This is a genomic window from Herbaspirillum sp. (assembly GCF_017744395.1).
Classification (GTDB): Bacteria; Pseudomonadota; Gammaproteobacteria; order Burkholderiales; family Burkholderiaceae_D; genus Herbaspirillum.
Window position 1 is genome coordinate 18,135 of record NZ_JAGIBI010000010.1, and the last position, 23,484, is coordinate 41,618.

Sequence of the window (23,484 nt, forward strand, 5' to 3'; positions counted from 1 at the left end):
AAAGCGCTCCCTCGGGAGCGCTTTTTGTTTTCGCGGGAGGCGCTTCTATTGCGGCGCCACCGCCTGCGAGAAATCCTCGATGAACAGCCGCGCCGCCGGCGACAGCTGGGTGCCGTGGCGCGTCACCAGCTGGTAGGGCTCGCTGCGCGTGTGCAACTGCAGCGGCAGGATGCAGGTCATGCCGAAGCGGGTGCAGAACTGCGCCACGTCCACCGACAGCAGCGCCACGAAATGTGGGTTCTTCTGCAGCAGCGACAGCGTGGTGAAGGCCGAGGTGGTTTCCATCAGATGCAGCGGGAAGCGCAGGTCGGCGTTGTGGAATTCGCGCTCCAGCGAGACCCGCATCGGCATGTTGGCCGAATACACCACCCAGCGCGAATCGGCCAGGTCCGACAGTTGCAATTGTTTCGCGTGCGCCAGCGGGTGGCTGACGCTGGCCACCACCGCCAGCTCTTCGTCGTGGATGTTGAAGGCATCGTACAGGTGCGGGCGCTGGCTGATGCTGGTGCGGCAGATCGCCATGTCCAGCCTCCCCTGGTCCAGCAGCCGCAACAGGCGTGCGCTGGTGTCTTCCACGATTTCCACCGACAGCGTGGGGCGCTTTTCCAGCAGGCGCGTCAAGGCGTCGGTCAGCAGCGGCACCGCGCCCATGATGGTGCCCACCGCCAGCCGCCCGCCGTTGCCTTGCATGATCGACAGCATTTCCTCGCGCAGGTGGGTCAGGTCGGTCTGGATCAGCCGCGCATAGCGGATCACGCAATGGCCGAGGTCGGTCGGCTCCAGCCCGCGGTTGGTGCGCACGAACAAGGACACGCCCAGGGTGCTTTCGATTTCCTGCAGGGCCTTGCTGGCGCCGGGCTGGGTCAGGGCGACCTGCTCGGCCGCCTTGAGCAGCGAGCCGTGGTCGGACAGGGCGATCAGCAGGCGCAACTGGCGCAGGTGCAGGCGCGAGGTGATCGAGGCGAGCGAGGGCAGGGAGGCTTGCATGGCGGCGGACCGTTCTGGCGGAATCGGAAAGGCTCCAGTATGACCGTTGGTTATACCCGTATCAACACATCTCATTAGTCAAAGCGCTTGCATTGGCTTAGAGTCTGGCTTTCCAACCAAGGCTGCAACGGGGAAAACGGATGAGTATCCGGGTTCCCGCCAGGCAGGACGCCAACGAGCCCTTGGGCCGATATCTATAAATCAAGGCTATGTGATGGCACTCATCAATTACATTACCCAAGTCCAGTTCGACTATGGCGCACTGTCGCTGCTGCAGCAGGAATGCGAGCGCATCGGCATCAAGAAGCCGCTGGTGGTCACCGACATGGGCATCCGCAACGCCGGCCTGCTCGCCAAGGTGCTGGGCCAGTTGAAGGACGGCGCCGCCGTCCCCGTGTACGACCAGACTCCCCCGAACCCGAACGAAAACGCCGTGCGCGGCGCCGTGGCGATGTTCCGTGAGGCCGGCTGCGACGGCATCGTGGCCGTCGGCGGCGGTTCCTCGATCGACCTGGCCAAGGGCGTGGCGGTGTGCGGCACGCACGACGGCCCGCTGAAGTCCTTCGCGCTGATCGAAGGCGGCCTGTCCAACATCACCGCCAAGACCGCGCCGGTGATCGCCATCCCGACCACCGCCGGCACCGGCAGCGAAGTCGGCCGCGGCGCCATCCTGATCCTGGACGACGGCCGCAAGGTCGGTGTGATCTCTCCGTTTATCGTGCCCAAGGTCGCCATCTGCGACCCGGAACTGACGCTCGGCCTGCCGGCGCTGATGACTGCCGCCACCGGCATGGACGCCATCGCCCACTGCCTGGAAACCTTCATGGCGCCGGCCTTCAACCCGCCCGCCGACGGCATCGCGCTGGACGGCCTGTGGCGCGCCTGGGCGCATATCGAACGCGCCACCAAGGAGCCGGGCGACCGCGAAGCGCGCCTGAACATGATGAGCGCCTCGATGCAGGGCGCGATGGCGTTCCAGAAGGGCCTGGGCTGCGTGCACAGCCTGTCGCACTCGCTGGGCGGCATCAATCCGAAACTCCACCACGGCACCCTGAACGCTATCTTCCTGCCGGCCATCATCGCTTTCAACGAAAGCGCCGAGACCATGGTCAAGGACAACAAGATGGCGCGCATGGCGCACGCCATGGGCTTGAAGAGCGGCGCCGAGATCGGCCCCGCCATCAAGGAAATGAGCAAGCGCCTTGGCCTGCCCGCCGGCCTGGGCGAGCTGGGCGTGACGGCCGACATGTTCCCCAGGATCATCCAGGGCGCATTGGCCGACCACAGCCACAAGACCAACCCGCGCGTGGCGTCGGAGCAGGACTACGAACGCATGCTGCAGCAATCCATGTGATGCGCAAAACGTAATCGCAACCCAGCCGGCCGCCCCTCGTCCACAAGAGGTGCGGCTTTTCGCGCACGACCCCGCCGGGGCGGCGCCCAACATTGACAGACTATTCAATAAACCAGGAGCACATCGTGAGCTTGAACATCCTCGGACATAACTACATCGGCGGCCAGCGCAGCGGCAAGGGCGAGGTCAAACTGCACAGCGTGGACGCCACCACCGGCGCGCTGTTCGAAACGCCGTTCCTGACCGCGACCGAAGCCGAAGTCGCCGCCGCCGTGCGGGCGGCCGAGAAGGTTTATCCGGCTTACCGCGCGACCACCTCGCAACAGCGCGCCGCTTTCCTGGACGCCATCGCCGATGAAATCGATGCGCTGGGCGACGACTTCATCGCCGCCGTCGCGCGCGAAACCGCGTTGCCGGCAACGCCGCGCCTGACCGGCGAGCGCGCCCGCACCAGCGGCCAGATGCGCCTGTTCGCCAAGGTCCTGCGCCGCGGCGATTTCTACGGCGCCCGTATCGACACCGCGCTGCCCGACCGCAAGCCGCTGCCGCGCCCGGACATCCGCCAGTACAAGATCGGCGTCGGCCCGGTGGCCGTGTTCGGCGCCAGCAACTTCCCGCTGGCATTCTCGGTGGCCGGCGGCGATACTGCAGCCGCCCTGGCGGCCGGCTGCCCGGTGGTGTTCAAGGCCCACAGCGGCCACCTGGTGACGTCCGAACTGGTGGCTGACGCCATCGAGCGCGCCGTCAAGAAGACCGGCATGCCGGCCGGCACCTTCAACATGGTCTACGGCAGCGTCGGCGGCCAACTGGTCAAGAGCCCCGAGATCCAGGCGGTCGGCTTCACCGGTTCGCTGCGCGGCGGCCGCGCCCTGTGCGACATGGCGGCGGCGCGTCCGCAGCCGATCCCGGTGTTCGCCGAGATGTCCAGCATCAACCCCATCATCCTGATGCCCGAAGCGCTCAAGGCGCGCGGCGAAACCATCGCCAAGGAACTGGCGGCATCGGTGGTGGTCGGCTGCGGCCAGCTGTGCACCAACCCCGGCCTGCTGATGGGCGTGCGTTCGCCCGAGCTGAGCGCCTTCATCGACAGCCTGTCGGGCGCGATCTCCGGCCAGTCCCCGGCCACCATGCTCAACAGCGAAGCGCTGTCGCACTACAACGGCGGCGTGGCGCGCCTGACCCAGTTGCCGGGCGTGAAGGTCATCGCCACCGGCGGCAGCAGCTACACCCAGGCGGTGCCGCACCTGTTCAAGGCGGATCCCTCCCTGCTGTTCTCCAAGGAAGCGCCGCTGGAAGAAGAAGTGTTCGGTCCCTGCACCGTGATCGTGGAACTGGAAAGCCGCGAGCAACTGATCGACTTTGCCGCCAGCATGAACGGCCAGCTGACCGCCACGCTGCAAGCCGAAATCGGTGACCTGCAGGGCAACCAGGACCTGATCGCGCTGCTGGAGCAGAAGGCCGGCCGCCTGCTGCTGAACGGCTACCCGACCGGCGTCGAGGTATGCGATGCGATGGTCCACGGCGGCCCGTACCCGGCGACTTCGGATGCGCGCGGCACGTCGGTCGGCACGCTGGCCATCGAGCGCTTCCTGCGCCCGGTGTGCTACCAGAACTACCCGGACGCGATGCTGCCGGTGCCGCTGCAAAACGCCAACCCGCTGGGCCTGATGCGCCTGGTCGATGGCGAAATGACGCGCGCCACCGTCGGCTGAGCCGACCGGAAACAAGGCATGCGCCATAAGGCGCATGCCCGGGAAGTCGCACAAGAAAGCACATAAGAAATCGAAATGGGCCGCGGCGCGATGCCGCGGCTTCCACCCGGAGGAGGAGACCTTGAAGAAGAACATCAAGCGCGCGGCCGTGTCCGCCGCCATGTGCGCCTTGTTTGGCGCATCCCTGCCGGTGCAGGCCGCCGGCGACACCATCAAGATCGGTTTCATCACCGACCTGTCCGGCACCTACGCCGACATGGACGGCCAGGGCGGCATCGAAGCCATCAAGATGGCCATTGCGGACGCCGGCGGCAGCATCAACGGCAAGAAGATCGAATTCGTGTTCGCCGACCACCAGAACAAGGCCGACATCGCCGCCAACAAGGCGCGCGAATGGTTCGACCGCGACGGCGTCGACATGCTGGTGGGCGGCGTGAACTCGGCCGCCAGCCTGGCCATGGGCAAGGTCGCGGGCGAGAAGAAGAAGGTGTTCCTCTCGGTCGGCGCCGGCACCACGCGCCAGACCAACGAGGAATGCAACGCCTACACCGTCCAGTACGCCTACGACACCACCGCGCTGGCGCGCGGCACGGGCGCCGCCATCACCAAGCAGGGCGGCAAGTCGTGGTTCTTCGTGACGGCCGACTACGCGTTCGGCACCTCGCTTGAGAAAGACACCAGCGAAGTGGTGAAGGCCGGCGGCGGCACCGTCGTGGGCCAGGTGCGCGCGCCGCTGGCGACCTCCGACTTCTCGTCGTTCCTGCTGCAGGCGCAATCCTCCAAGGCGCAGATTTTGGGCCTGGCGGTGGCCGGCGGCGACATCATCAACGCCATCAAGGCGGCCAATGAATTCGGCGTGAACAAGACGATGAAGCTGGCGGGCCTGCTGATCTTCATCACCGATACCCACGCGCTGGGCCTGCAGGTCACGCAGGGCATGTACCTGACCGACGGCTGGTATTGGGACATGAACGACCAGTCGCGCGCATGGGGCAACCGCTACTTCGGCAAGATGAAGAAGATGCCGACCATGTTCCAGGCCGGCGACGCTTCGGCGGTGGGGCAGTACCTGAAGGCGGTCAAGGCCGTGGGCAGCACCGATGCCGACCGTGTGATGGACTACCTGCGCAAGAACAAGATCAACGATTTCTTCACCTCCAACGGCGTCATCCGTCCGGACGGCCGCATGGTGCACGACATGTACCTGATGGAAGTGAAAAAGCCGTCCGAATCCAAGCGTCCGTGGGACTACTACAAGCTGGTGCAGACCATTCCCGGCGAGCAGGCCTACATGACCAAGGCCGAGTCCAAATGCGCGCTGTGGAAGTAAGACAGGTATAGGTTTAACCGGCGCTTCCGAAGAAGCGCCGGACAGGTTTTGAGCAGAAAGTCTGATGTGGATCGGACCATGTTCAACGCATCCCGGGCGACCGGGGTGCGTTTTTTTTCGTCCGTTGAACGGCGCGCTCAGCCGCGGCGCGGCACTTGCGGGCGCATCGACACGCCCAGGCGGTTCCAGGCGTTGATGAGGGCCACGGCGAAGGTGATGTTGGCGATCTCGGTGTCGCTGAAGTGCTGCTGCATCAGGGCGAAGGCGGCATCCTCCTTCTCGCCGTCCTGGTGCTTCAGGTCGGTGAAGCGCTCGGCCCAGTTCAGCGCGGCGCGTTCCGGTTCGGTGAAGAACGGGATCTCGCGCCAGGCGGCCAGGGTGTTCAGGCGCCGCTGGTCTTCGCCGGCCTTGAGCAGGTCGTGCGAATGCATGTCGGCGCAGAAGGCGCAGCCATTGATCTGCGACACGCGCAGGAACAGCAGTTCCAGCAGCCTCGGGTCGACGCCGCTCCGGTGCACGGCATCGTTGGCCTGGAGCAGGGCGTTGAAGGCGGGAGCGGCGAGTTTGGTGTGTTGCAGGCGTTGCTTGAAGTCGGACACGGCATTTCTCCTTGAGATGAGGGATCGACGCCGGCGCACATGGCCGGTGTACCTCCATAAGACGGAGCGCCAAGTCGGCTTGTGACAGTTTTTTTTAAAAAAAACGGAAAATTTTTTTTAGGAGCGCAAGGTCTGGCGGGCGATCGCCGCCAGTTTGTCCGGGTTGCGCACGACATAGATTTCCGCAATGAGGCCGTTCTCGGTCTCCAGCACCTGGGCCGATTCCAGCTTGCCGTCCACATAACGCAACAGGCCCGCACTGCCATTGATCCAGGCGGCCCGATAGGCGATGCGTTGGCCGAAGCGGCGGATGTTGGCGTAGTACAGCCAGGAGATGCGCGCGCCCGAGAACAGCGGATGCGGAAAGGACGATACCTTGCCGCCGCCGTCGCCGATCAGGCGCGCGTCTTCGGCCAGCAGGCTTAGCATGGCCTCGCGCTCGCCGCTTTGCACCGCCTGCATGAACTTTTGCAGCAGGGCGTCATGGGTTTCACGGGAGACGGGGGCGGAGGCGGTGCGTAGCGGCTTGCGCGGTACGGCGCTGCGCTTGCCGGCTTCTTCGTGCCTGGCCAGACGTTCGCGCGCGCGGTGCACCAGCTGGCGGCAGCTCGCTTCGCTCTTTTGCAGGATGGCGGCGATGTCGGGATAGTCGTTGTCGAACACTTCGCGCAGCAGGAAGGCGGCGCGTTCCTCGGGTTTCAGGCGTTCGAGCAGCAGCAGGTAGGCGAAGGAGACGTCGCTGTGCTGTTCCAGCAGCGCTTCGGGCGAGGGCGCCAGCAGCGCATCGCCGGACAGGTCGATTCCGGGGCCGGCTTCGGCCAGGTCCACCAGCGGTTCCGGCAGCCAGTGGCCGACGTAGGATAGGCGTTCCTGCTGCGCCTGGCGCAGGCGGTCGATGCACAGCCGCGTGACGACGGTGACCAGCCAGGCTTCGGCCGATTCCAGCGCTTGCGTATCCTGGCCGTGCCAGCGCAGCCAGGCGTCCTGCAGCACGTCCTCGGCATCGCTGCGCGAGCCCAGCATGCGGTAGGCCACGCCGAACAGGCGCGGCCGGTGGCGGCTGAAGAGGTCGAGGTCGTCGCTGCCGGCGCCCATGCCCGCGCCTGGGTTATGCCTGCTTGAGCTTGCGCGCGATGTCCAGCGCGAAGTAGGTCAGCACGCCGTCGGCGCCGGCGCGCTTGAAGGCCATCATGGCTTCCATCATGGTCTTGTCGTGGTCCAGCCAGCCATTCTGGGCGGCGGCCTTGATCATGGCGTATTCGCCGCTGACCTGGTAGGCGAAGGTCGGCACCTTGAACTCGTCCTTCACGCGGCGCACGATGTCCAGGTAGGGCATGCCGGGCTTGACCATCACCATGTCGGCGCCTTCGGCCAGGTCCAGCGCCACTTCGCGCAGCGCCTCGTCGCTGTTGGCCGGGTCCATCTGGTAGGTGGCCTTGCTGCCCTTGCCGAGGTTGGCGGCCGAACCGACCGCGTCGCGGAAGGGGCCGTAGAAGGCCGAGGCGTACTTGGCCGAGTAGGCCATGATGCGGGTGTAGATATGACCCTTGGATTCCAGCATGGTACGGATGGCGCCGATGCGGCCGTCCATCATGTCGGACGGCGCGACCACGTCGACGCCGGCGTCGGCCTGGGTTTGCGCCTGCCTGACCAGCAGTTCGATGGTTTCGTCGTTGAGGATGTACCCGGCCTCGTTCAGCACGCCGTCCTGGCCATGGCTGGTGTAGGGATCCAGCGCGACGTCGCACAGCACGCCCAGTTCGGGGAAACGTTCCTTCAGCGCGCGCACCACGCGCGGGATCAGGCCGTCCGGATTGGTGGCTTCGATGCCGTCCGGCGTCTTCAGCGCGGGATCGATCGCCGGGAACAGCGCCAGCACCGGCACTCCCAGCTTCACGCATTCCTCGGCTACCGGCAGCAGCGCATCCAACGACAGGCGTTCCACGCCCGGCAGCGACGGCACCGGGGTGCGCAGGTTCTGGCCTTCCTGGACGAACACCGGATAGATCAGGTCGGCGGCGGTGATGACGTTCTCGGCCATCAGGGCGCGCGAAAAGGCATCGCGGCGCATGCGGCGCATGCGCAGGGCGGGGTAGGCGGCAGTGTTGGGCAGGCTGGCGTTGGAAACTGGCATGGCTTTCTTTCAGTTCAATGTGTCGCTAATTGATATCAACCTAGGATAAGTTCTAGGAAAATGTCGTTATGTTCTGAAAATTGAGGCTCCCGCAGGAAGTTTTGCAACTTTCCATAGGGGCACCAATCTTACGTTCAGGCAATTCGTTGCCTCCCGCTTCCCCTTCCCTCCCTGAGCGGGGCTGATCGCGCAAGCGAAAGGCGTTCGGCCTTGGAGAGATTTCCCCTCTCTCCAAGGCCTTTTTTATTGCCTGCCCGGTCCTCTCGTCTCTTCCGCCTCTTTATTCTTCAAAACCGGCTTATTCGGCGGCCGGCGGCGTTTCTTCGCCTGCTTCATCTTCCTCGCCGGATTCGATCAGCCCGGCCAGTTGCAGGATCTTGTCATTGGCCTCATCCAGGCCGGTGCGCTTGAGCGCCGAGAACAACTGCGCCGTGAACGGGAACGGCTTGCCGTTTTCGTCGACGTAGCTGGCCAGGTAGGTCTGGGCCTGGCGCAAGGCCTTGGTGGCGTCGTTACGGTTGAGCTTGTCGGCCTTGCTCAAAATGCAATGGATGGGTTTGCCGGTCGGCGCGAACCACTCGATCATCTGGATATCGAGGTCGGTGAAGGGGCGGCGCGAGTCGACGATCAGCACCAGCGCGGCCAGTTGCTGGCGATAGCGCACGTAGTCGCCCAGCAGCGCCTGCCAATGGTGCTTGGCCGAGCCGGACACTTCCGCGTAGCCGTAGCCGGGCAGGTCGACCAGCAGGGCGCGGATCTCGTCGGGGCGCGCTTCGTCGTTGCGGTGCTGGCCGACATGGGCGCCGCCGATGGAGAAGTAATTGATGTGCTGGGTGCGGCCGGGCGTCTTGGAGGCGAAGGCCAGGCGCTTCTGGTTGCACAGCACGTTGATCGCGGAGGACTTGCCGGCGTTGGAGCGGCCGGCGAAGGCGACTTCCGGCACATCGGTCTTGGGCAGGTCCCGCAAATGGTTGACGGTAGTGAAGAAGCGGGCTTGCCAAAGTTGCGACATGGTGGGGCAGAAATCCGAAAGAGGGGCAAAAAATGCAGAAAAGCTATTGTACAATGGCCCGATACCCATTGCCGTGTTGACGCCGGGCAAGTAAAAATGGCGGCCATTGGAGACAGGTCAAAAGACCGGCATTTAGGTATGGGGGCAGCCAGCCGCCAACGGGCAGAATCTCTGAATTCCACAACCACAATAAGTATTAGGGTGACGAATGAACCGTGCTTTTTCCCCATTTCTGAAAACCGTATTTGTTGCATTCCTGGCAGTGTCTTCTCTGGCACATGCCGCTGAAGAGAAAAAGGCGGCCGCCAAGGCCGATCCGGCCAAAGGCGAAGCGCTCTACACCAACGGCGATAACGCCCGCAATATCGTGGCCTGCGTCTCTTGCCACGGCGCCGCCGGCAACTCGACCATCACGCAGAATCCCAAGCTGGCCGGCCAGCACGAGGCCTACATCGCCAAGCAACTGATGAACTTCCGTTCGCCGGAACGCAACAATCCGGTCATGTCGCCGCTGGCCAAGGCCCTGTCCGACGACGACATCAAGAATGTCGCGGCCTTCCTGTCGGCGCAGTCGCCCAAGCCGGGCGCGGCCAAGGACAAGGACACGATCGACCTTGGCAAGCACATCTGGCGCGGCGGCATTGCCGCCAAGAACGTACCGGCCTGCGCCGGCTGCCACAGCCCGAACGGCGCCGGCATCCCGGCCCAGTATCCGCGCCTGGCCGGCCAGCACCAGGACTATACGGTGGCGCAACTGACCAGCTTCCGCGGCGGCGGCCGCAACAACAGCCCGCAGATGACGGCCATCGCCGAGCGTTTGTCGGACAAGGAAATCAAGGCCGTGGCGGATTACATCGCCGGCCTGAAGTAAGGAACCGATCCGGGGAAAGAGGCGGCCTGCGTGCCGCCTCTTTTTTCGTCCGCGCCAGATATGCGTACCGGCATACAGGTACTGCGCCGTCGCGTATCACGCACTTATTCCGGGAGCGGTAAAATCCCGGCTTGACATGCTTTGCCGTCCGGCAAGGCTATCGCAACAGATCCGCAGATTCGGTAAGGCAGGAATATGACGACGGGCAGCAGTACCCAAGGGATAGTGATCAGGACCAGGCAGCGCTGGGTAGGCGATACGGTCGAACTGGTGTCATCGATGCGCTTTGCGATCAGCCTGCTGACGCTGATCGCGATCGCCTCGGTGATCGGCACCGTGCTGAAGCAGAACGAGCCGATGCCGAACTACGTCAACCAATTCGGGCCGTTCTGGTTCGAAGTCTTCAACAAGCTGGGCCTGTATGCCGTGTATTCGGCCTGGTGGTTCCTGCTGATCATGGGTTTCCTGGTGCTGTCGACCTCGCTGTGCATCGCGCGCAATGCGCCCAAGATGCTGCGCGACGTCAAGAGCTGGCGCGACAACGTGCGCGAGCAGTCGCTGCGCAATTTCCACCACAAGGCCGAATGGCAAAGCGGCGAGCCGCCCGCGCAGGCGGCGGCGCGCCTGTCCCGGCAAGTGGGCGCGCGCGGCTACAAGGTCAAGCTGGTCGACAAGGAAGGCGGCACGCTGCTGGCCGCCAAGCAGGGCGCGGCCAACAAATGGGGCTATATCTTCGCGCATGCGGCCATCGTCATCATCTGCCTGGGCGGCCTGCTCGACTCCGACCTGCCGATCCGTTTCCAGCAGTGGTTCTACGGCAAAGAGGCCTTCGCCGGCAACGGCATCATCTCGCAGATCCCGGAGCGCTATCGGCTGGGCATCGGCAACCCGACCTTCCGCGGCAACACGCTCATTCCCGAGGGCGCCAGCAGCAGCACGGCGATCATCCCCCAGCAGGACGGCGTGATGATCCAGGACCTGCCGTTCACCATCCAGCTGAAGCGCTTCATCATCGACTTCTATTCGACCGGCATGCCCAAGCTGTTCGCCAGCGAAGTGGTGGTGCGCGACCATGAAACCGGCAAGGAAACCGAGGCCACCATCAAGGTCAACGAACCGCTGATCTACAAGAACGTGGCGATCTACCAGTCCAGCTTCGAGGATGGCGGCTCCAAGCTCAAGCTGGTCGGCTACCCGATGCGCGGCGGCGAGAACAGCCGTTTCGACCTCGCCGGCGAAGTCAACGGCAGCACGCCGCTGACCCAGGCCGCGGGCGACTACACGGTGGAATGGAGCGGATTCCGCCCCTTCAACGTGGAAAACATGAACAGCGCAGGCAAGGGCGCGGCCGACAGCGGCGGCGACGCGCGCGCGGTCAACGTCGGCAAGACGGTCAACCGCGGCATCATGGGCGACCTCGACAAGCACCTCGGCTCCGGCGCCAAGAACGCCGCCGGCAAGGATTTCAAGAACGTCGGCCCGAGCATCCAGTACAAGTTGCGCGACAAGACCGGCCAGGCGCGCGAATACTTCAACTACATGCAATCGATGCAGATCGACGGCGCTTATGTGTTCCTGGCCGGCATGCGCGAGCAGCCCGACCAGCCGTTCCGCTACCTGCGCATCCCGGCCGACGACAACGACAGCGTGGCCGAGTGGATGCGCCTGCGCGCGGCGCTGGCCAACCCGGCATTGCGCGAGGAAGCGGCGCGCCGCTACGCCCGCCAGGCGATTTCCGACAGCCGCAACGCCACGCCCGCGCTGCGCGAACAACTGCAGCAGTCGGCCCAGCGCGGGCTGGATATCTTCGCCGGCGACGGCAAGGTCTCGGGCTTCATCGCCGTCACCCGATTCCTGGAGAAGCTGCCGGCGGCCGAACAGGAAAAGGCCGCCGACATCTTCATGAAGATCCTCAACGGCAGCATGTGGGAACTGTGGCAGGCCGCGCGCGCCAAGGATGGCTTGGCGCCGATCGCCGGCGACGAGGCGCATGGACGCTACCTGCAACTGGCGATCAATGCGCTGGCCGATTCGGCCTTCTATCCGGCGCCGGTGTTCCTGCAACTGTCTAGCTTCCAGGAGATCAAGGCCTCTGTGCTGCAGGTGACGCGCTCGCCGGGCAAGAAAGTGGTCTACCTGGGCTGCCTGTTCCTGGTGCTGGGCGTGTTCGCGATGCTGTATATCCGCGAGCGCCGCCTGTGGATCTGGATCAAGCCGCAAGGCGACGGCCAGGGCAGCCACGCACTGCTGGCCATGAGCACCCAGCGCAAGACACTGGACTTCGAAAAGGAATTCGCGCAAATGAAAGCCGGGCTCGCGCCCGCCGCCGATTCTGCGCCATGATGTTGAACAAAGCCGGCGCCGCCGGCATGGCGGCAGCGATGCCGTGGAGGATGAAATGGAACTGACAGAAGCAACCCGAGGCTACCCCCAGGAACAGGGCTTCTTCCGCCGCCTGGGCGTGGTGGACTGGATCTACGCGGCGGCGCTGGCGGCCGGCTCGCTGTACGCGCTCGCGCGTTTCGGCAGCTACATGGACTACTACGAGAAGGCGGTGCTGCTGCTGGCCGCGCCGACCTTCGCCTGGCTGGGCTGGCACTGGAAGCAGGTGCGCTGGCTGATGCCGCTGCTGGCCGTGCTGGCGCTGGGCGCCATCGGCATGTATGGCGGTTCGCTGGAGATGGCGAACCAGAAATTCTTCCTCAAGTACCTGCTCTCCAGCCAGTCGGCCATCCTGTGGATGAGCGCGCTGTTCTTCCTGTCCACGCTGTTCTACTGGGGCGGGCTGGCCACGCGCGCCGGCACCGGCGCGGTGCTCGGCTCCAAGCTGTGCTGGGCGGCGGTGGTGCTGGGCTTTACCGGCATGCTGGTGCGCTGGTACGAGTCCTACCTGCTGGGGGCCGACGTCGGCCACATCCCCATCTCCAACCTGTATGAAGTGTTCATCCTGTTCTGCATGATCACGGCGCTGTTCTACCTGTATTACGAGGAGCGTTACGCCACCCGACAGCTGGGCGCGTTCGTGCTGACGGTGATCTCGGCGGCGGTCGGCTTCCTGATGTGGTACACGGTGTCGCGCGACGCGGCCGAGATCCAGCCGCTGGTGCCGGCGCTGCAAAGCTGGTGGATGAAGATCCACGTGCCGGCCAACTTCATCGGCTACGGCACCTTCGCGCTGGCGGCGATGGTGTCGGTGGCCTACCTGCTCAAGTCCAAGGGCATCCTGGCGGATCGCCTGCCGTCGCTGGAAGTGCTGGACGACGTGATGTACAAGGCGATCGCGGTCGGCTTCGCCTTCTTCACCATCGCCACTATCCTCGGCGCGCTGTGGGCGGCCGAAGCCTGGGGCGGCTACTGGTCGTGGGATCCGAAGGAAACCTGGGCGCTGATCGTCTGGCTCAACTACGCGGCCTGGCTGCACATGCGGCTGATGAAGGGCTTGCGTGGGCAAGTGGCGGCATGGTGGGCGCTGGTCGGTTTGCTGGTGACGACCTTCGCCTTCCTCGGCGTGAACATGTTCCTCTCCGGCTTGCACTCTTACGGCGAACTCTGAAGGACGCGCAATGAAAGACCCCGCCAACGCGATCGACCTGGTCATCTTCGACTGCGACGGAACCCTGGTCGACAGCGAAGTGGTCGCCGCCGAAGCCTGGTCCGAATATGTCGCCCGCTATGGCGTCGACCTCACGGCGCGCGAGGCGCTGGCACAGTTCCGCGGCGTCAGCATGAAGCAGTGCGTGGCCCGGATCGAGGAATTGCACGGGGCGCCGCTGCCGGAAGTCTTCGAAAAGGAATTGCGCCAGGTGATGGCCGGCATGCTGGAGCAGCGGCTCCAGCCTATCAATGGCGCGCTGGAGATGGTGCAGGCGCTGTCCATCCCCTATGCGCTGGCGTCCAACGCGCCGCATCCCAAGATCGAGCTGTGCCTGCGCGTGACCGGCCTGCTGCCGTATTTCGCCGGGCGCATCTTCAGCGCCTACGACGTGCAGCGCTGGAAACCCGACCCCGCGCTGTTCCTGTTCGCCGCCAACAGCCTGGGAGTGGCCCCGGCGCGCTGCGCGGTGGTGGAAGACAGCCTGCCGGGCATCCAGGCCGGGATGGCGGCGGGCATGAAGGTGATCGCGCTGCAGGAGCACGGGGTGCATCCGGATATGCCCAAGGGCGTCTCGGTCATCACCCGGCTGTCCGAGCTGCATCCGCAACTGGCGTCCTGACGGCGATTGGCCGCGCGCAGTAACGGGGCAGGGGCATCCGGGGCGGCGCGGATTTGGGTAAGATGAAGCGTGCGCCAACCTGTGCCGAAGAAGCCGGGGCCCGCCTTTCCCGAGCCAGCAACCGAGCATGAGCCATCCTATGGACCGCGACCGGCAGATCATTTATTGCGACCGAGATATCGAAGTGCGCCCGCTGGGTGTACGGGAAGCGCCGGCGCTTTACGATGCGGTGCGCCACTCGGTGCGCGCCATCGGCGAATGGGAAGCCTGGTGCACGCCCGACTATTCGCTGGCCGACGCCAGGCTGTTCCTGCAGCGCAGTATCGAACAATGGGAGATGCGCGCCGCCTACGACTTCAACGTCATCGAACGCACATCCGGCCTGGTGGTCGGTTCAGTGGCGATCAACCAGGTCAGCCAGCTTAACCAGTTGGCCAACCTGGGCTACTGGGTGCGCGACGGCTACACCGGGCGCGGCATCGCAGCGGTAGCCGCCCGCGCGGCGGCGGCGTTCGCCTTCACCAAGACCGGCCTGACCCGGCTCGAGATCGTGGCCCAGGCCGGCAACCTGCGCAGCCAGCGGGTGGCCGAGAAAACCGGCGCCACGCTGGAGTGCCTGGCGCGCAACCGCCTGGTCTTCCATGGCGAGCCACGCGACGCCAAGGTGTTTTCGCTGGTGCCGGCCGATCTTGGCTTGCCGGTATCGGCGGCGGCCTGATCTGTTTCTTTTCCGCAATTTCTTCGTGCCGGAAAGTTTCCTTTATGGAATTTTCTTGTCTGGTTGTCAGTATTTTTACGTCTCTTGTGCCGAATTGATACGTTTGGCAACACTTGTTTCATTTTCAGCGTGCCTCGAAAAAGCGCACAATTGCTTCTTCATGGGGAGCTAAAAAAGCCATTGTTTTCAATAATTTACGAAATTGGTGCAGTACATCACGAAAATGCCGTTCGAAAACAAATGAAAATTAGCTGACAAAATACTGACTTTTGCGTATTCCAAATCGCACTTGGGGCGTTACATACTTCAAGCGCCTGTTAAGGGCGCTTATGTATCTGGAACGGTTGTCGGGAAGCAAGGATTTCCCGGATCGTTACCGGTCCCCCGGAATGTCAACCGGAGGACGTTGAGCGTCAAGCGACGTAAGAGGAAATACGATGCAAGCTATACAACGCAACAAGACCAGTGCCAACAACGGCTACAACGGCCGCGCAGCCCAGCAATACGTGAGCGACGGCGACGCCCGCCCGTCCCGTTTCGGCAAGCGCTTCAAGGGCGCGGGCGAAACGCCGCACCCCGACGACGATTGCGGACCGGTCTACGACAAGATTTCAAAACAGATGGACGATATCGTCGAAGGCGGCTCGCCGCAGCGCTTCAAGCGTCCCAAGATGGAAAGCGACATCATCGCCCGATGATGCCGTAGCGCCCCGCGCCATCGCGGGGCCGAGACGTCCGGCGGCGGGCCAGCACGGCAGGGCCCGGCCGGATCGGATGTTCAGAGCGTTTCTTCGCGCGGGTCCCGCGATAGCAGGCGCGACACCATCTCCTGCACCGACACCCCATCGAACAAGGCCGCCGCCACCGCGTCGGTGATCGGCATGTCGATGCCTTTTTCCTGCGCCAGCTCGCGTACCGCCTTGGCGCAGCGCACCCCTTCAGCCACGTGTCCCAGCTCGGCCACGATGTCATCCAGCTTTTTGTTTTGCGCCAAGCCCAGGCCCACGCGCCGGTTGCGCGAGAGGTCGCCGGTGCAGGTCAGGATGAGGTCGCCCACGCCGGACAGGCCCATGAAGGTTTCAGGGCGGCCGCCCAGCGCCACGCCCAGCCGGGTGATTTCGGCCAGGCCGCGGGTGATCAGCGCGGCGCGCGCGTTCAGGCCCAGCTGCAGGCCGTCGGCCACGCCGGTGGCAATGGCCAGGATGTTCTTCACCGCGCCGCCGATTTCAACGCCGACCAGGTCGTCGCTCGAATAGATGCGGATGTTGCCGCCATGTACGGCCGCCACCACGCACGCGCACAGCGCGGCATCGGCGCCGGCGATGGTCAGCGCGCAGGGCAGCCCGCGCGCGACTTCCTGCGCGAACGAAGGGCCCGACAGCACGCCGGCCGGAATCGCCGATCCCAGCACCTGCTGCACGACCTGGTGCGGCAACAGGCGGGTGCCTTCTTCCAGGCCCTTGCACAGCCAGACCAGGTTGGGGATGGGATGGCCGCGCAGCTGCCCGGCCAGGCCGCGCAGGCCGGCGACCGAGGAGGCGACGATCAGCAGCGAAGTCTGCGGCTCGCCGCAGACATGGCCTACGGCCGCATCGAAATCGGAGGTGACTTGCAGCGCGTCGGGCAGCGCGAAGCCCGGCAGGTACAGCCGGTTCTCGCGTTGCCGGCCGGCCTCTTGCATGGCCTGGGCATTGCGCCCCCATAGCACGACGTCATGCTTGCGCGCCAATGTGACGGCCAGCGCGGTGCCCCATGCGCCGGCGCCGAGGATGGTGATTTTCATGGGATGGCGTGAGAGCGTGGTGGTTAAGCGTAATCAGCGGACGCAAGCGAACCCGGTCCGCCGGGGTGCGGGAGCGGGACTCAGTCGCCCCAGACGTCGGCGGCCCGGGCGAAGCCGGTCTGGCCGTCGCGGTGGCGCACCTTGACCCAGCCATTGTGCGGGCTCTCGATCATTTCCAGCAGCACGTTCTTGTCGGCGGTAAACACGACGGCGCTGCCTTCATCGGCCGCATTGAAGATGCGTGCGTTGGCGGCGGACACCACCAGCATGCGCTTGGGCGTCAGGGTCTTGGACTGCAGCCACGACAGCGTGCCGGCGGCATCGCGCACCTTGCTCCATTCGCCGTAGGTCAGCACCACCTCGACCGGCATGCCGCGCGGCGCGACATAGACGCGGCGGCCCTTTTCGGAAGGGGCGTCGTACATGATGGCAGGCGCGGCGCCGACCGACTTGAAATCGAGCGCGAAGGCGTTGGGAGCGAATGCGGCAGCGCCCAGGACGGTCGCGCAAAGGATCAGGGGCAGGCGTTTCATCGGTGAAGTCTCCGCGTTCGGGAAAGCGCCCCGGCATGGCCGGGGCGGGATTGCAGAGCGGTCAGTTGACGGCGGTGGAGCCGCCGTTGACCAGGGTGGCGCCTTGCTGTTCGGCCAGGGCCTGCAGGCGCTGCTGGTAGAACAGTTCGAAGTTGATCTCGGCCAGGTGCACCGGCGGGAAACCGGCGCGGGTGATGGCGTCGGCGATGTTGGCGCGCAGGTACGGGTAGATGATGTTGGGGCAGCCGATGCCCAGCAGCGGGTCCAGCTGTTCGGCCGGCACGTTGCGGATCTCGAAGATGCCGGCTTGCTTGCCCTCGACCAGGAAGGCCACTTTTTCGCCGACCTTGGCGGTCACGGTGATGGTCACGGTCGATTCGAACACGCCTTCGGCCAGCGCCTCGGCGCCGACGTCGACCGACACTTCGATCGACGGGGCTTCCTGTTCCAGGAAGATGGCCGGCGAATTCGGCTGTTCCAGCGACAGGTCCTTCAGGTAGACGCGCTGGATCTGGAAAACGGCTTGTTGCTCAGCTTGTTGGTTCTGTTCCGACATGGATCTCTTTCAGGTTCGGTGAATCGATAATAAAAGTGTGCTCAGGCTTGCAGCAGCGGGTCCAGCTTGCCGGCGCGGTCCAGCGCGCTCAGGTCGTCGAAACCGCCGACATGGGTGTCGCCGATATAGATCTGGGGCACGGTGCGGCGGCCGGTTTTCTGCATCATCAGCTCGCGCTGTTGCGGGTCGAGGTCGACGCGGACCTTCTCGATCTGCGCCACGCCCTTGCTGGTCAGCAGGCGCTCGGCCATGACGCAGTACGGGCACACGGCGGTGCAGTACATGACGACCGCGGCGCTCATTTCGCGTCCTTGGTGGTCAGCGGCAGGCCCTGGCCCTGCCAGGCGGCGATGCCGCCGTTCAAGCCGTAGACTTCGGTGAAGCCGGCTTTCTTGAGCGAGGCTTCGGCCTTCATGGCCTGGGTGCCGTTCTGGCACACCACGATGACCGGGCGGCCCTTGAGCTTGTCCAGCTCGCCGATGCGTTGCGGCAACTCCTTGAGCGGGATATTGCGGGCGTCGCGCAGGTGGCCGGCGGCGAACTGGCCGGCGTCGCGCACGTCCAGCACCAGGGTCTTGCCCTGGTTGAGCATCTGGGTCGCCTGCAGCAAGGTCAGCTTATTGCCGCGCTGCTGCAGGTAAGGAACCAGCAGGGCGCCGCCGGAGACCAAGGCCAAGGCGATCAGGAAAATATTGTCGATGATGAATTTCACGGCTATCCAATGAGTTTACTGAATCCCGGCATTATAAAATAGAAGCTTTCGCGATTTGCATTATCCGGATCGCCCGGCCTTCACGGGCCCGAAAGTCACGGCAGCCGCCATGCGCCCGGACTTTCCGCATACCGCTTTTCCATCATCAAAAAAGCCCACTATGTACAAAATCGTATTCATGCGCCACGGCGAATCGACCTGGAACCTGGCCAACCGCTTCACCGGCTGGGTCGACGTCGACCTGACCGAAAAGGGCGTGGCCGAAGCCCGCCAGGCAGGCAAGCTGTTGAAGGAAGCCGGCTTCCAGTTCGACCTGGCCTATACCTCGGTCCTCAAGCGCGCCATCCGCACCCTGTGGACCACGCTGGACGAAATGGACCAGATGTATGTTCCGGTGAAGAACGACTGGCGCCTGAACGAGCGCCACTACGGCGCCCTGCAAGGCCTGAACAAGGCGGAGACCGCCGCCCAGTACGGCGACGCCCAGGTGCTGGTCTGGCGCCGCAGCTACGATACCCCGCCCAACCCGCTGGCCCCGGGCGACGAGCGCGACGCCTTCGGCGATCCGCGCTACGCCGGCCTGTCGCGCGAGCAGGTGCCGCTGACCGAATGCCTGAAGGACACCGTGGCCCGCGTGCTGCCGGCCTGGAACGATGCCATCGCCCCGGCCATCCGCGCCGGCAAGCAGATCATCGTGTCCGCCCACGGCAACAGCCTGCGCGCCCTGATCAAGTACCTGGACGGCATCAGCGACGACGACATCGTCGGCCTGAACATCCCCAACGGCCAGCCGCTGGTGTATGAGCTGGATGCCGACCTGAAGCCGATCAAGAGCTATTACCTGGGCGACCAGTCCGCCATCGAAGCTGCGCTCAAGGCGGTAGCCAACCAAGGGAAGTCGAAATAAAACTGCGTTCCTTCCGCCAGGCGCGCGCCGTCCCGCGCACGCCATTCGCTTCCATTTTCCGGACAGCCCGGCAGCACGCCGCGCCGCTGCTGGCGGCCGCGGTCGCCAGCGCCGCGCTGTGGACGCCGGCCGCGCATGCTCAGGCCATTACCGAGCGCACCAAGCAGAAACAGGCCGCCGAAAAGGAAAGGGCCGACCTGCAGCAGCGCCTGACGGCCCTGAAGCGCGACATCGACCAGACCGAGACCGCCAAGGACAACGCCGCCGATGCGCTGGCCGCTTCCGAACAGGCGATCTCCAAGGCCAACCGTTCGCTGCGCGACCTGGCGCAGGAACAGCAGGCCACCGAGAGCCGGCTGGCCGAACTGGTGCGCCAGCTCAATGAACTGACCGCGCTGGTCAACGCCCAGCAGGCGCAACTGTCCAAGCTGCTGCGCGAGCAGTACGTGGCCGGCAACGAAGACCGCATCAAGCTGCTGCTGTCGGGCGACAATCCCAACCGCATCAACCGCGAACTGCAGTACATGGGCTACGTCTCGCAAGCCCAGGCCAAACTGATCGAAACGCTGCGAGCCAACCTGCAGGCGATCCGCAGCAACAAGGCCGACACCCAGAACGCCAAGTTCGAACTGGAAGAGATCGCCCAGGAAGAAAAAGAACAGAAGCAGGTGCTGGAGAAGGAAAAGGCGCGGCGTTCGACCCTGCTGGCGCAGTTGTCGACCAAGCTCAATTCGCAGCGCAAGGAAGCCGGCCGCATCGAGCAGGACCAGCAGCGGCTGTCGGCCCTGGTCGACAAGCTGGCGCAGATCATCGAGCAGCAGAAGAAGGCCGAAGCCGAGGCGCGCGAGAAGCGCCGCCAGGAACAATTGGCCAAGGCCCGTGCCGAACGCGAGAAGCGCCTGGCTGAGCAGCGCGCGCGCGCCGCCGAAGCGGCCAAGGCCGGCAAGCCGGCGCCGAAGATGCCGGATCCGGCCGACGCCATCGACGACGACGAACCGCCCAAGACCGCTTCGCTGGGCCGCAACGACACGCTGCCCGAACTGCAGCAGGACAATTTCGGCAAGCCTTTCGCCAGCCTGCGCGGGCAACTGCGCCTGCCGGTCAGGGGCGACCTGACGGCCAAGTTCGGCAGCCGCCACGGCGACGGGCCGACCTCGCGCGGCCTGTTCATCCGCGCCGCGGAAGGCGCGGAGGTGAGGGCGGTGGCGGCCGGGCGGGTGGTGTTCGCGGACTGGCTGCGCGGTTTCGGCAACCTGATCATCGTCGACCACGGCAACCAGTACATGACGATCTACGGCAACAACCAGTCGGTATTGAAGCGCGCCGGCGACCTGGTCAAGGCCGGCGAAGGCATTGCCACCGCGGGCAACAGCGGCGGCAACGAACAATCGGGTTTATACTTTGAAATGCGGCATCAAGGCCGCGCATTCGACCCACTGGGGTGGGTAACTACTAGGTGACACATGGGCAGCAAACTCAAGAATATCAGTCTGATCGGGTTGGGCATGGTGGCGGGCGCCACGGCGATGATCCAGTTCGATGCCATCGCGCAGAAGAACGCAACGGCATCGCTGCCCTTGGAAGAGTTGCGCCAGATGGCCGACGTGTTCGGCCTGATCAAGTCCGACTATGTCGAGCCGGTAGAGGACAAGAAGCTGCTGACTGAAGCCATTTCCGGCATGGTCGCCTCGCTCGACCCGCACTCGGCCTACCTGGACAAGAAGGCCTACAAGGAACTGCGCGAAGGCACCATGGGCAAGTTCGTCGGCCTGGGCATCGAGGTCGGCATGGAAGACGGCTACGTCAAGGTGATTTCGCCGATCGAGGATTCCCCCGCATTCAAGGCCGGCATCAAGGCCGGCGACCTGATCACCCGCCTGGACAACACCCCGGTCAAGGGCCTGACCCTGGACGAGGCGGTCAAGAAGATGCGCGGCGAGCCCAATACCAAGATCACGCTGACCATCGCCCGCAAGGAAGAAGACAAGCCCATCATCCTGACCATCACGCGCCAGGAAATCCGCGTGCAAAGCGTCAAGTCCAAGGTCATCGAACCCGGCTACGCCTGGCTGCGCGTGACCCAGTTCCAGGAACCGACGGTGGACGACATGGCCAAGAAGCTGGCCGCGATCTACGCCCAGGAACCGAACCTGAAGGGCCTCGTGCTCGACCTGCGCAACGACCCGGGCGGCGTGCTGCCGGGCGCCATCGGCGTGTCGGCCGCGTTCCTGCCGCGCGACTCGGTGGTGGTGTCGACCAACGGCCAGTTGCCCAGCTCCAAGCAGACCTTCTACGCCAAGCGCGAGTTCTACGCCTCCAATCCGCTGAACGACCCGCTGTCGCGCCTGCCGGACGCCATCAAGAAGGTGCCGATGGTGGTGCTGGTCAACAGCGGCTCGGCCTCGGCTTCCGAAATCGTGGCCGGCGCGCTGCAGGACTACAAGCGCGCCGTCATCATGGGCACGCAGACCTTCGGCAAGGGCTCGGTGCAGTCGGTGATCGCGCTGCCGCCCGAGAAGAACACCGCGGTCAAGCTGACCACCGCGCGCTACTTCACGCCCAACGGCCGCTCGATCCAGGCGCGCGGCATCGTGCCTGACATCATGGTCGACGAATACCCGGACGGCGACGGCCTGAACGGCCTGCGCCTGCGCGAGGCCGACCTGTCCAAGCACCTGACCAACGACACCGACAAGTCGGCCGAGGTCAAGGCGCAGACCATGGACGAAATGGCCGAGGAACGCCTGATCGCCGCCGAGAAGAAGCGCAAGCCGCTGGACTTCGGCAGCAAGGACGACTTCCAGCTGTCGCAGGCCCTGAACCACCTGAAGGGTTTGCCGGTGAAGGTCTCCAATGCCAAGCCGGAAGTGCGCAACGAGGAAGGCAAGGACAGCGCGCCGGCCAAGGACGACGGCAAGGACAACAAGGCGCCGCCGGCCAAGAGCCCGGCCAAGTAAGCATTCAGGTACTTTGTGCCAGGCCGCTCCCCCGGGCGGCCTTTTTTCATGGGGTTTCACACATTTCGCCATGAACGACCAACAATTGCTGCGCTACTCGCGCCACATCCTGCTCGACGAGATCGATATCGAAGGCCAGTCGCGCCTGTTGGCCGGGCACGCGCTGGTGATCGGCGCCGGCGGCCTGGGCTCGCCGGCCGCCATGTACCTGGCTTCGGCCGGGATCGGCCGCATCACGCTGGTGGATAACGACACGGTCGACCTGACCAACCTGCAGCGGCAGATCATGCACACCACCGGCCGCGTCGGCCAGGCCAAGGTCGAATCGGGCCGCGAGGCGCTGCGCCAGATCAACCCGGATACCGAAGTGGCGGCGCTGGCCGAACGCCTCGAAGGCGAGCGTTTGCAGCAACTGGTGGCGCAGGCCGACGTGGTGCTCGACTGCAGCGACAACTTCGCCACCCGCCATGCCGTCAACCGCGCCTGCGTCGCCGCCGGCGTGCCGCTGGTGTCGGGCGCGGCGATCCGTTTCGACGGCCAGGTCAGCGTGTTCGACACCCGCAGTGAGGATTCGCCGTGCTATGCCTGCCTGTTCCCGCCCGAGCGTGAATTCGAGGAGGTGCAATGCTCGATGATGGGCGTGTTCTCGCCGCTGGTGGGCATCATCGGCACCATGCAGGCGGCCGAGGCCCTGAAGCTGGTGGCCGGCATCGGCCGTTCGCTGGCCGGGCGGCTGCTGATCCTGGAAGCGCGCGAGATGGAGTGGACCTCGATCACGGTGGCGCGCGACCGCCATTGTCCCGTGTGCGGGAACCGGCACGGCTGAGCGCTTGGAACAGCGTTTGCTGCGCTGCGGAAAGAGGGCGCCGAAGCGCCTATTTCCCCGCGGCCTTCTGGTATAAACTGTAATCGGTTTGCCAACCGCATTTTGCAAGCAGCGCTCAAGGCGCGCTTCGCCTTGTATCCCGCCCTGCAGCCACTTTTGTCCAACTCCGCCGCGTTCGGCAAGCCCGGCGGCGATGGCCTGGCGGGAACGTAGTCAAAGTCCTTGGCATCGCAGAGTGTTGGTGTACAATCCTTGACCGCGAAAAAGGCTGTGCCATCG

The 23,484-nt window shown here is 64.8% G+C and carries 23 protein-coding genes; 13 read left to right on the forward strand and 10 right to left on the reverse strand.

Going from position 1 to position 23,484, the window contains the following annotated elements:
- Positions 1–45 precede the first annotated feature (45 nt).
- Positions 46–987 (reverse strand): LysR family transcriptional regulator, encoded by a 942-nt coding sequence (locus J7548_RS19460; RefSeq protein ID WP_290977874.1) that lies wholly within the window; start codon positions 985–987, stop codon positions 46–48.
- A gap of 214 nt (positions 988–1,201) precedes the next feature.
- Here J7548_RS19460 and J7548_RS19465 point away from each other — a divergent pair, with 214 nt between their 5' ends.
- The 3 genes from J7548_RS19465 to J7548_RS19475 all read left to right on the forward strand — a co-directional run bounded on the left by J7548_RS19465 (position 1,202) and on the right by J7548_RS19475 (position 5,383).
- A complete protein-coding gene (locus J7548_RS19465) occupies positions 1,202–2,341 on the forward strand; it encodes an iron-containing alcohol dehydrogenase (protein ID WP_290977876.1) in 1,140 nt (379 codons plus the stop codon).
- 125 nt (positions 2,342–2,466) lie between these two features.
- Positions 2,467–4,053 carry an aldehyde dehydrogenase (NADP(+)) gene (locus J7548_RS19470; RefSeq protein ID WP_290977878.1) on the forward strand — a complete coding sequence of 529 codons (1,587 nt, stop codon included), beginning with the start codon at positions 2,467–2,469 and terminating at the stop codon, positions 4,051–4,053.
- A gap of 121 nt (positions 4,054–4,174) precedes the next feature.
- Positions 4,175–5,383, forward strand: coding sequence for an ABC transporter substrate-binding protein (locus tag J7548_RS19475; protein WP_290977880.1), 1,209 nt, complete (start codon positions 4,175–4,177; stop codon positions 5,381–5,383).
- Positions 5,384–5,520: 137 nt separating this feature from the next.
- On the opposite strand, the gene J7548_RS19480 is transcribed toward J7548_RS19475, so the two are convergent.
- The 4 genes from J7548_RS19480 to yihA form a co-directional block, all read right to left on the reverse strand.
- Complete coding sequence (locus J7548_RS19480; protein ID WP_290977882.1) at positions 5,521–5,982, reverse strand: carboxymuconolactone decarboxylase family protein; 462 nt, start codon at positions 5,980–5,982, stop codon at positions 5,521–5,523.
- Positions 5,983–6,099: 117 nt separating this feature from the next.
- Positions 6,100–7,077 carry an RNA polymerase sigma factor SigJ gene (gene sigJ, locus J7548_RS19485; protein ID WP_290977884.1) on the reverse strand — a complete coding sequence of 326 codons (978 nt, stop codon included), beginning with the start codon at positions 7,075–7,077 and terminating at the stop codon, positions 6,100–6,102.
- A gap of 13 nt (positions 7,078–7,090) precedes the next feature.
- Positions 7,091–8,116: a porphobilinogen synthase gene (gene hemB, locus J7548_RS19490; RefSeq protein WP_290977886.1), complete on the reverse strand. Its 1,026-nt coding sequence runs from the start codon at positions 8,114–8,116 to the stop codon at positions 7,091–7,093.
- A gap of 298 nt (positions 8,117–8,414) precedes the next feature.
- Positions 8,415–9,128 (reverse strand): ribosome biogenesis GTP-binding protein YihA/YsxC, encoded by a 714-nt coding sequence (yihA, locus tag J7548_RS19495; RefSeq protein ID WP_290977888.1) that lies wholly within the window; start codon positions 9,126–9,128, stop codon positions 8,415–8,417.
- A 208-nt stretch (positions 9,129–9,336) separates the two neighbouring features.
- On the opposite strand from yihA, the gene J7548_RS19500 reads away from it, so the two are divergent.
- From J7548_RS19500 to J7548_RS19525, 6 genes are all read left to right on the forward strand, one after another.
- Positions 9,337–9,999, forward strand: coding sequence for a c-type cytochrome (locus J7548_RS19500; RefSeq protein ID WP_290977890.1), 663 nt, complete (start codon positions 9,337–9,339; stop codon positions 9,997–9,999).
- 195 nt (positions 10,000–10,194) lie between these two features.
- Positions 10,195–12,342, forward strand: a complete 2,148-nt coding sequence (locus J7548_RS19505; RefSeq protein WP_290977892.1) for a cytochrome c biogenesis protein ResB — start codon at positions 10,195–10,197, stop codon at positions 12,340–12,342.
- Positions 12,343–12,397: 55 nt separating this feature from the next.
- The gene (ccsB, locus tag J7548_RS19510) at positions 12,398–13,552 is read left to right on the forward strand and encodes a c-type cytochrome biogenesis protein CcsB (protein ID WP_290977894.1); all 1,155 of its coding nucleotides are present in this window, start codon (positions 12,398–12,400) and stop codon (positions 13,550–13,552) included.
- Positions 13,553–13,562: 10 nt separating this feature from the next.
- Positions 13,563–14,213 carry an HAD-IA family hydrolase gene (locus J7548_RS19515; RefSeq protein ID WP_290977896.1) on the forward strand — a complete coding sequence of 217 codons (651 nt, stop codon included), beginning with the start codon at positions 13,563–13,565 and terminating at the stop codon, positions 14,211–14,213.
- Between the two features lie 127 nt (positions 14,214–14,340).
- Positions 14,341–14,931, forward strand: a complete 591-nt coding sequence (locus tag J7548_RS19520) for a GNAT family N-acetyltransferase (protein WP_290977898.1) — start codon at positions 14,341–14,343, stop codon at positions 14,929–14,931.
- A gap of 437 nt (positions 14,932–15,368) precedes the next feature.
- Positions 15,369–15,629 (forward strand): hypothetical protein, encoded by a 261-nt coding sequence (locus J7548_RS19525; protein ID WP_290977900.1) that lies wholly within the window; start codon positions 15,369–15,371, stop codon positions 15,627–15,629.
- An 80-nt stretch (positions 15,630–15,709) separates the two neighbouring features.
- On the opposite strand, the gene J7548_RS19530 is transcribed toward J7548_RS19525, so the two are convergent.
- From J7548_RS19530 to J7548_RS19550, 5 genes are all read right to left on the reverse strand, one after another.
- Positions 15,710–16,714: an NAD(P)H-dependent glycerol-3-phosphate dehydrogenase gene (locus J7548_RS19530; protein ID WP_290977902.1), complete on the reverse strand. Its 1,005-nt coding sequence runs from the start codon at positions 16,712–16,714 to the stop codon at positions 15,710–15,712.
- An 80-nt stretch (positions 16,715–16,794) separates the two neighbouring features.
- Complete coding sequence (locus J7548_RS19535) at positions 16,795–17,247, reverse strand: SH3 domain-containing protein (RefSeq protein ID WP_290977904.1); 453 nt, start codon at positions 17,245–17,247, stop codon at positions 16,795–16,797.
- 61 nt (positions 17,248–17,308) lie between these two features.
- The gene (gene secB, locus J7548_RS19540; RefSeq protein WP_290977906.1) at positions 17,309–17,803 is read right to left on the reverse strand and encodes a protein-export chaperone SecB; all 495 of its coding nucleotides are present in this window, start codon (positions 17,801–17,803) and stop codon (positions 17,309–17,311) included.
- Positions 17,804–17,844: 41 nt separating this feature from the next.
- Complete coding sequence (gene grxC / locus J7548_RS19545; RefSeq protein ID WP_290977908.1) at positions 17,845–18,105, reverse strand: glutaredoxin 3; 261 nt, start codon at positions 18,103–18,105, stop codon at positions 17,845–17,847.
- Entirely contained in the window at positions 18,102–18,515 is a 414-nt protein-coding gene (locus tag J7548_RS19550; RefSeq protein ID WP_290977910.1) for a rhodanese-like domain-containing protein, read from the reverse strand. Before J7548_RS19550 ends, grxC begins: the two co-directional genes overlap by 4 nt.
- A gap of 160 nt (positions 18,516–18,675) precedes the next feature.
- Between J7548_RS19550 and gpmA the strand changes: the two genes are divergently transcribed.
- From gpmA to moeB, 4 genes are all read left to right on the forward strand, one after another.
- The gene (gene gpmA, locus J7548_RS19555) at positions 18,676–19,422 is read left to right on the forward strand and encodes a 2,3-diphosphoglycerate-dependent phosphoglycerate mutase (RefSeq protein WP_290977912.1); all 747 of its coding nucleotides are present in this window, start codon (positions 18,676–18,678) and stop codon (positions 19,420–19,422) included.
- Between the two features lie 86 nt (positions 19,423–19,508).
- Positions 19,509–20,882: a peptidoglycan DD-metalloendopeptidase family protein gene (locus J7548_RS19560; protein WP_290977941.1), complete on the forward strand. Its 1,374-nt coding sequence runs from the start codon at positions 19,509–19,511 to the stop codon at positions 20,880–20,882.
- A 3-nt stretch (positions 20,883–20,885) separates the two neighbouring features.
- A complete protein-coding gene (locus tag J7548_RS19565; protein WP_290977914.1) occupies positions 20,886–22,379 on the forward strand; it encodes a S41 family peptidase in 1,494 nt (497 codons plus the stop codon).
- 70 nt (positions 22,380–22,449) lie between these two features.
- A complete protein-coding gene (gene moeB, locus J7548_RS19570; protein WP_290977916.1) occupies positions 22,450–23,205 on the forward strand; it encodes a molybdopterin-synthase adenylyltransferase MoeB in 756 nt (251 codons plus the stop codon).
- Positions 23,206–23,484: the final 279 nt, after the last annotated feature.

Bases quoted from the DNA above. Each gene is read 5' to 3' on its own strand.
- J7548_RS19460 (WP_290977874.1), bottom strand. From the start codon at position 987: ATGCAAGCCTCCCTGCCCTCGCTCGCCTCGATCACCTCGCGCCTGCAC.
- J7548_RS19535 (WP_290977904.1), bottom strand. From the start codon at position 17,247: ATGAAACGCCTGCCCCTGATCCTTTGCGCGACCGTCCTGGGCGCTGCC.
- J7548_RS19530 (WP_290977902.1), bottom strand. From the start codon at position 16,714: ATGAAAATCACCATCCTCGGCGCCGGCGCATGGGGCACCGCGCTGGCC.
- J7548_RS19520 (WP_290977898.1), top strand. From the start codon at position 14,341: ATGAGCCATCCTATGGACCGCGACCGGCAGATCATTTATTGCGACCGA.
- moeB (WP_290977916.1), top strand. From the start codon at position 22,450: ATGAACGACCAACAATTGCTGCGCTACTCGCGCCACATCCTGCTCGAC.
- J7548_RS19515 (WP_290977896.1), top strand. From the start codon at position 13,563: ATGAAAGACCCCGCCAACGCGATCGACCTGGTCATCTTCGACTGCGAC.
- J7548_RS19465 (WP_290977876.1), top strand. From the start codon at position 1,202: ATGGCACTCATCAATTACATTACCCAAGTCCAGTTCGACTATGGCGCA.
- grxC (WP_290977908.1), bottom strand. From the start codon at position 18,105: ATGAGCGCCGCGGTCGTCATGTACTGCACCGCCGTGTGCCCGTACTGC.
- ccsB (WP_290977894.1), top strand. From the start codon at position 12,398: ATGGAACTGACAGAAGCAACCCGAGGCTACCCCCAGGAACAGGGCTTC.
- secB (WP_290977906.1), bottom strand. From the start codon at position 17,803: ATGTCGGAACAGAACCAACAAGCTGAGCAACAAGCCGTTTTCCAGATC.
- sigJ (WP_290977884.1), bottom strand. From the start codon at position 7,077: ATGGGCGCCGGCAGCGACGACCTCGACCTCTTCAGCCGCCACCGGCCG.
- J7548_RS19525 (WP_290977900.1), top strand. From the start codon at position 15,369: ATGCAAGCTATACAACGCAACAAGACCAGTGCCAACAACGGCTACAAC.
- J7548_RS19505 (WP_290977892.1), top strand. From the start codon at position 10,195: ATGACGACGGGCAGCAGTACCCAAGGGATAGTGATCAGGACCAGGCAG.
- J7548_RS19565 (WP_290977914.1), top strand. From the start codon at position 20,886: ATGGGCAGCAAACTCAAGAATATCAGTCTGATCGGGTTGGGCATGGTG.
- hemB (WP_290977886.1), bottom strand. From the start codon at position 8,116: ATGCCAGTTTCCAACGCCAGCCTGCCCAACACTGCCGCCTACCCCGCC.
- J7548_RS19500 (WP_290977890.1), top strand. From the start codon at position 9,337: ATGAACCGTGCTTTTTCCCCATTTCTGAAAACCGTATTTGTTGCATTC.
- yihA (WP_290977888.1), bottom strand. From the start codon at position 9,128: ATGTCGCAACTTTGGCAAGCCCGCTTCTTCACTACCGTCAACCATTTG.
- gpmA (WP_290977912.1), top strand. From the start codon at position 18,676: ATGTACAAAATCGTATTCATGCGCCACGGCGAATCGACCTGGAACCTG.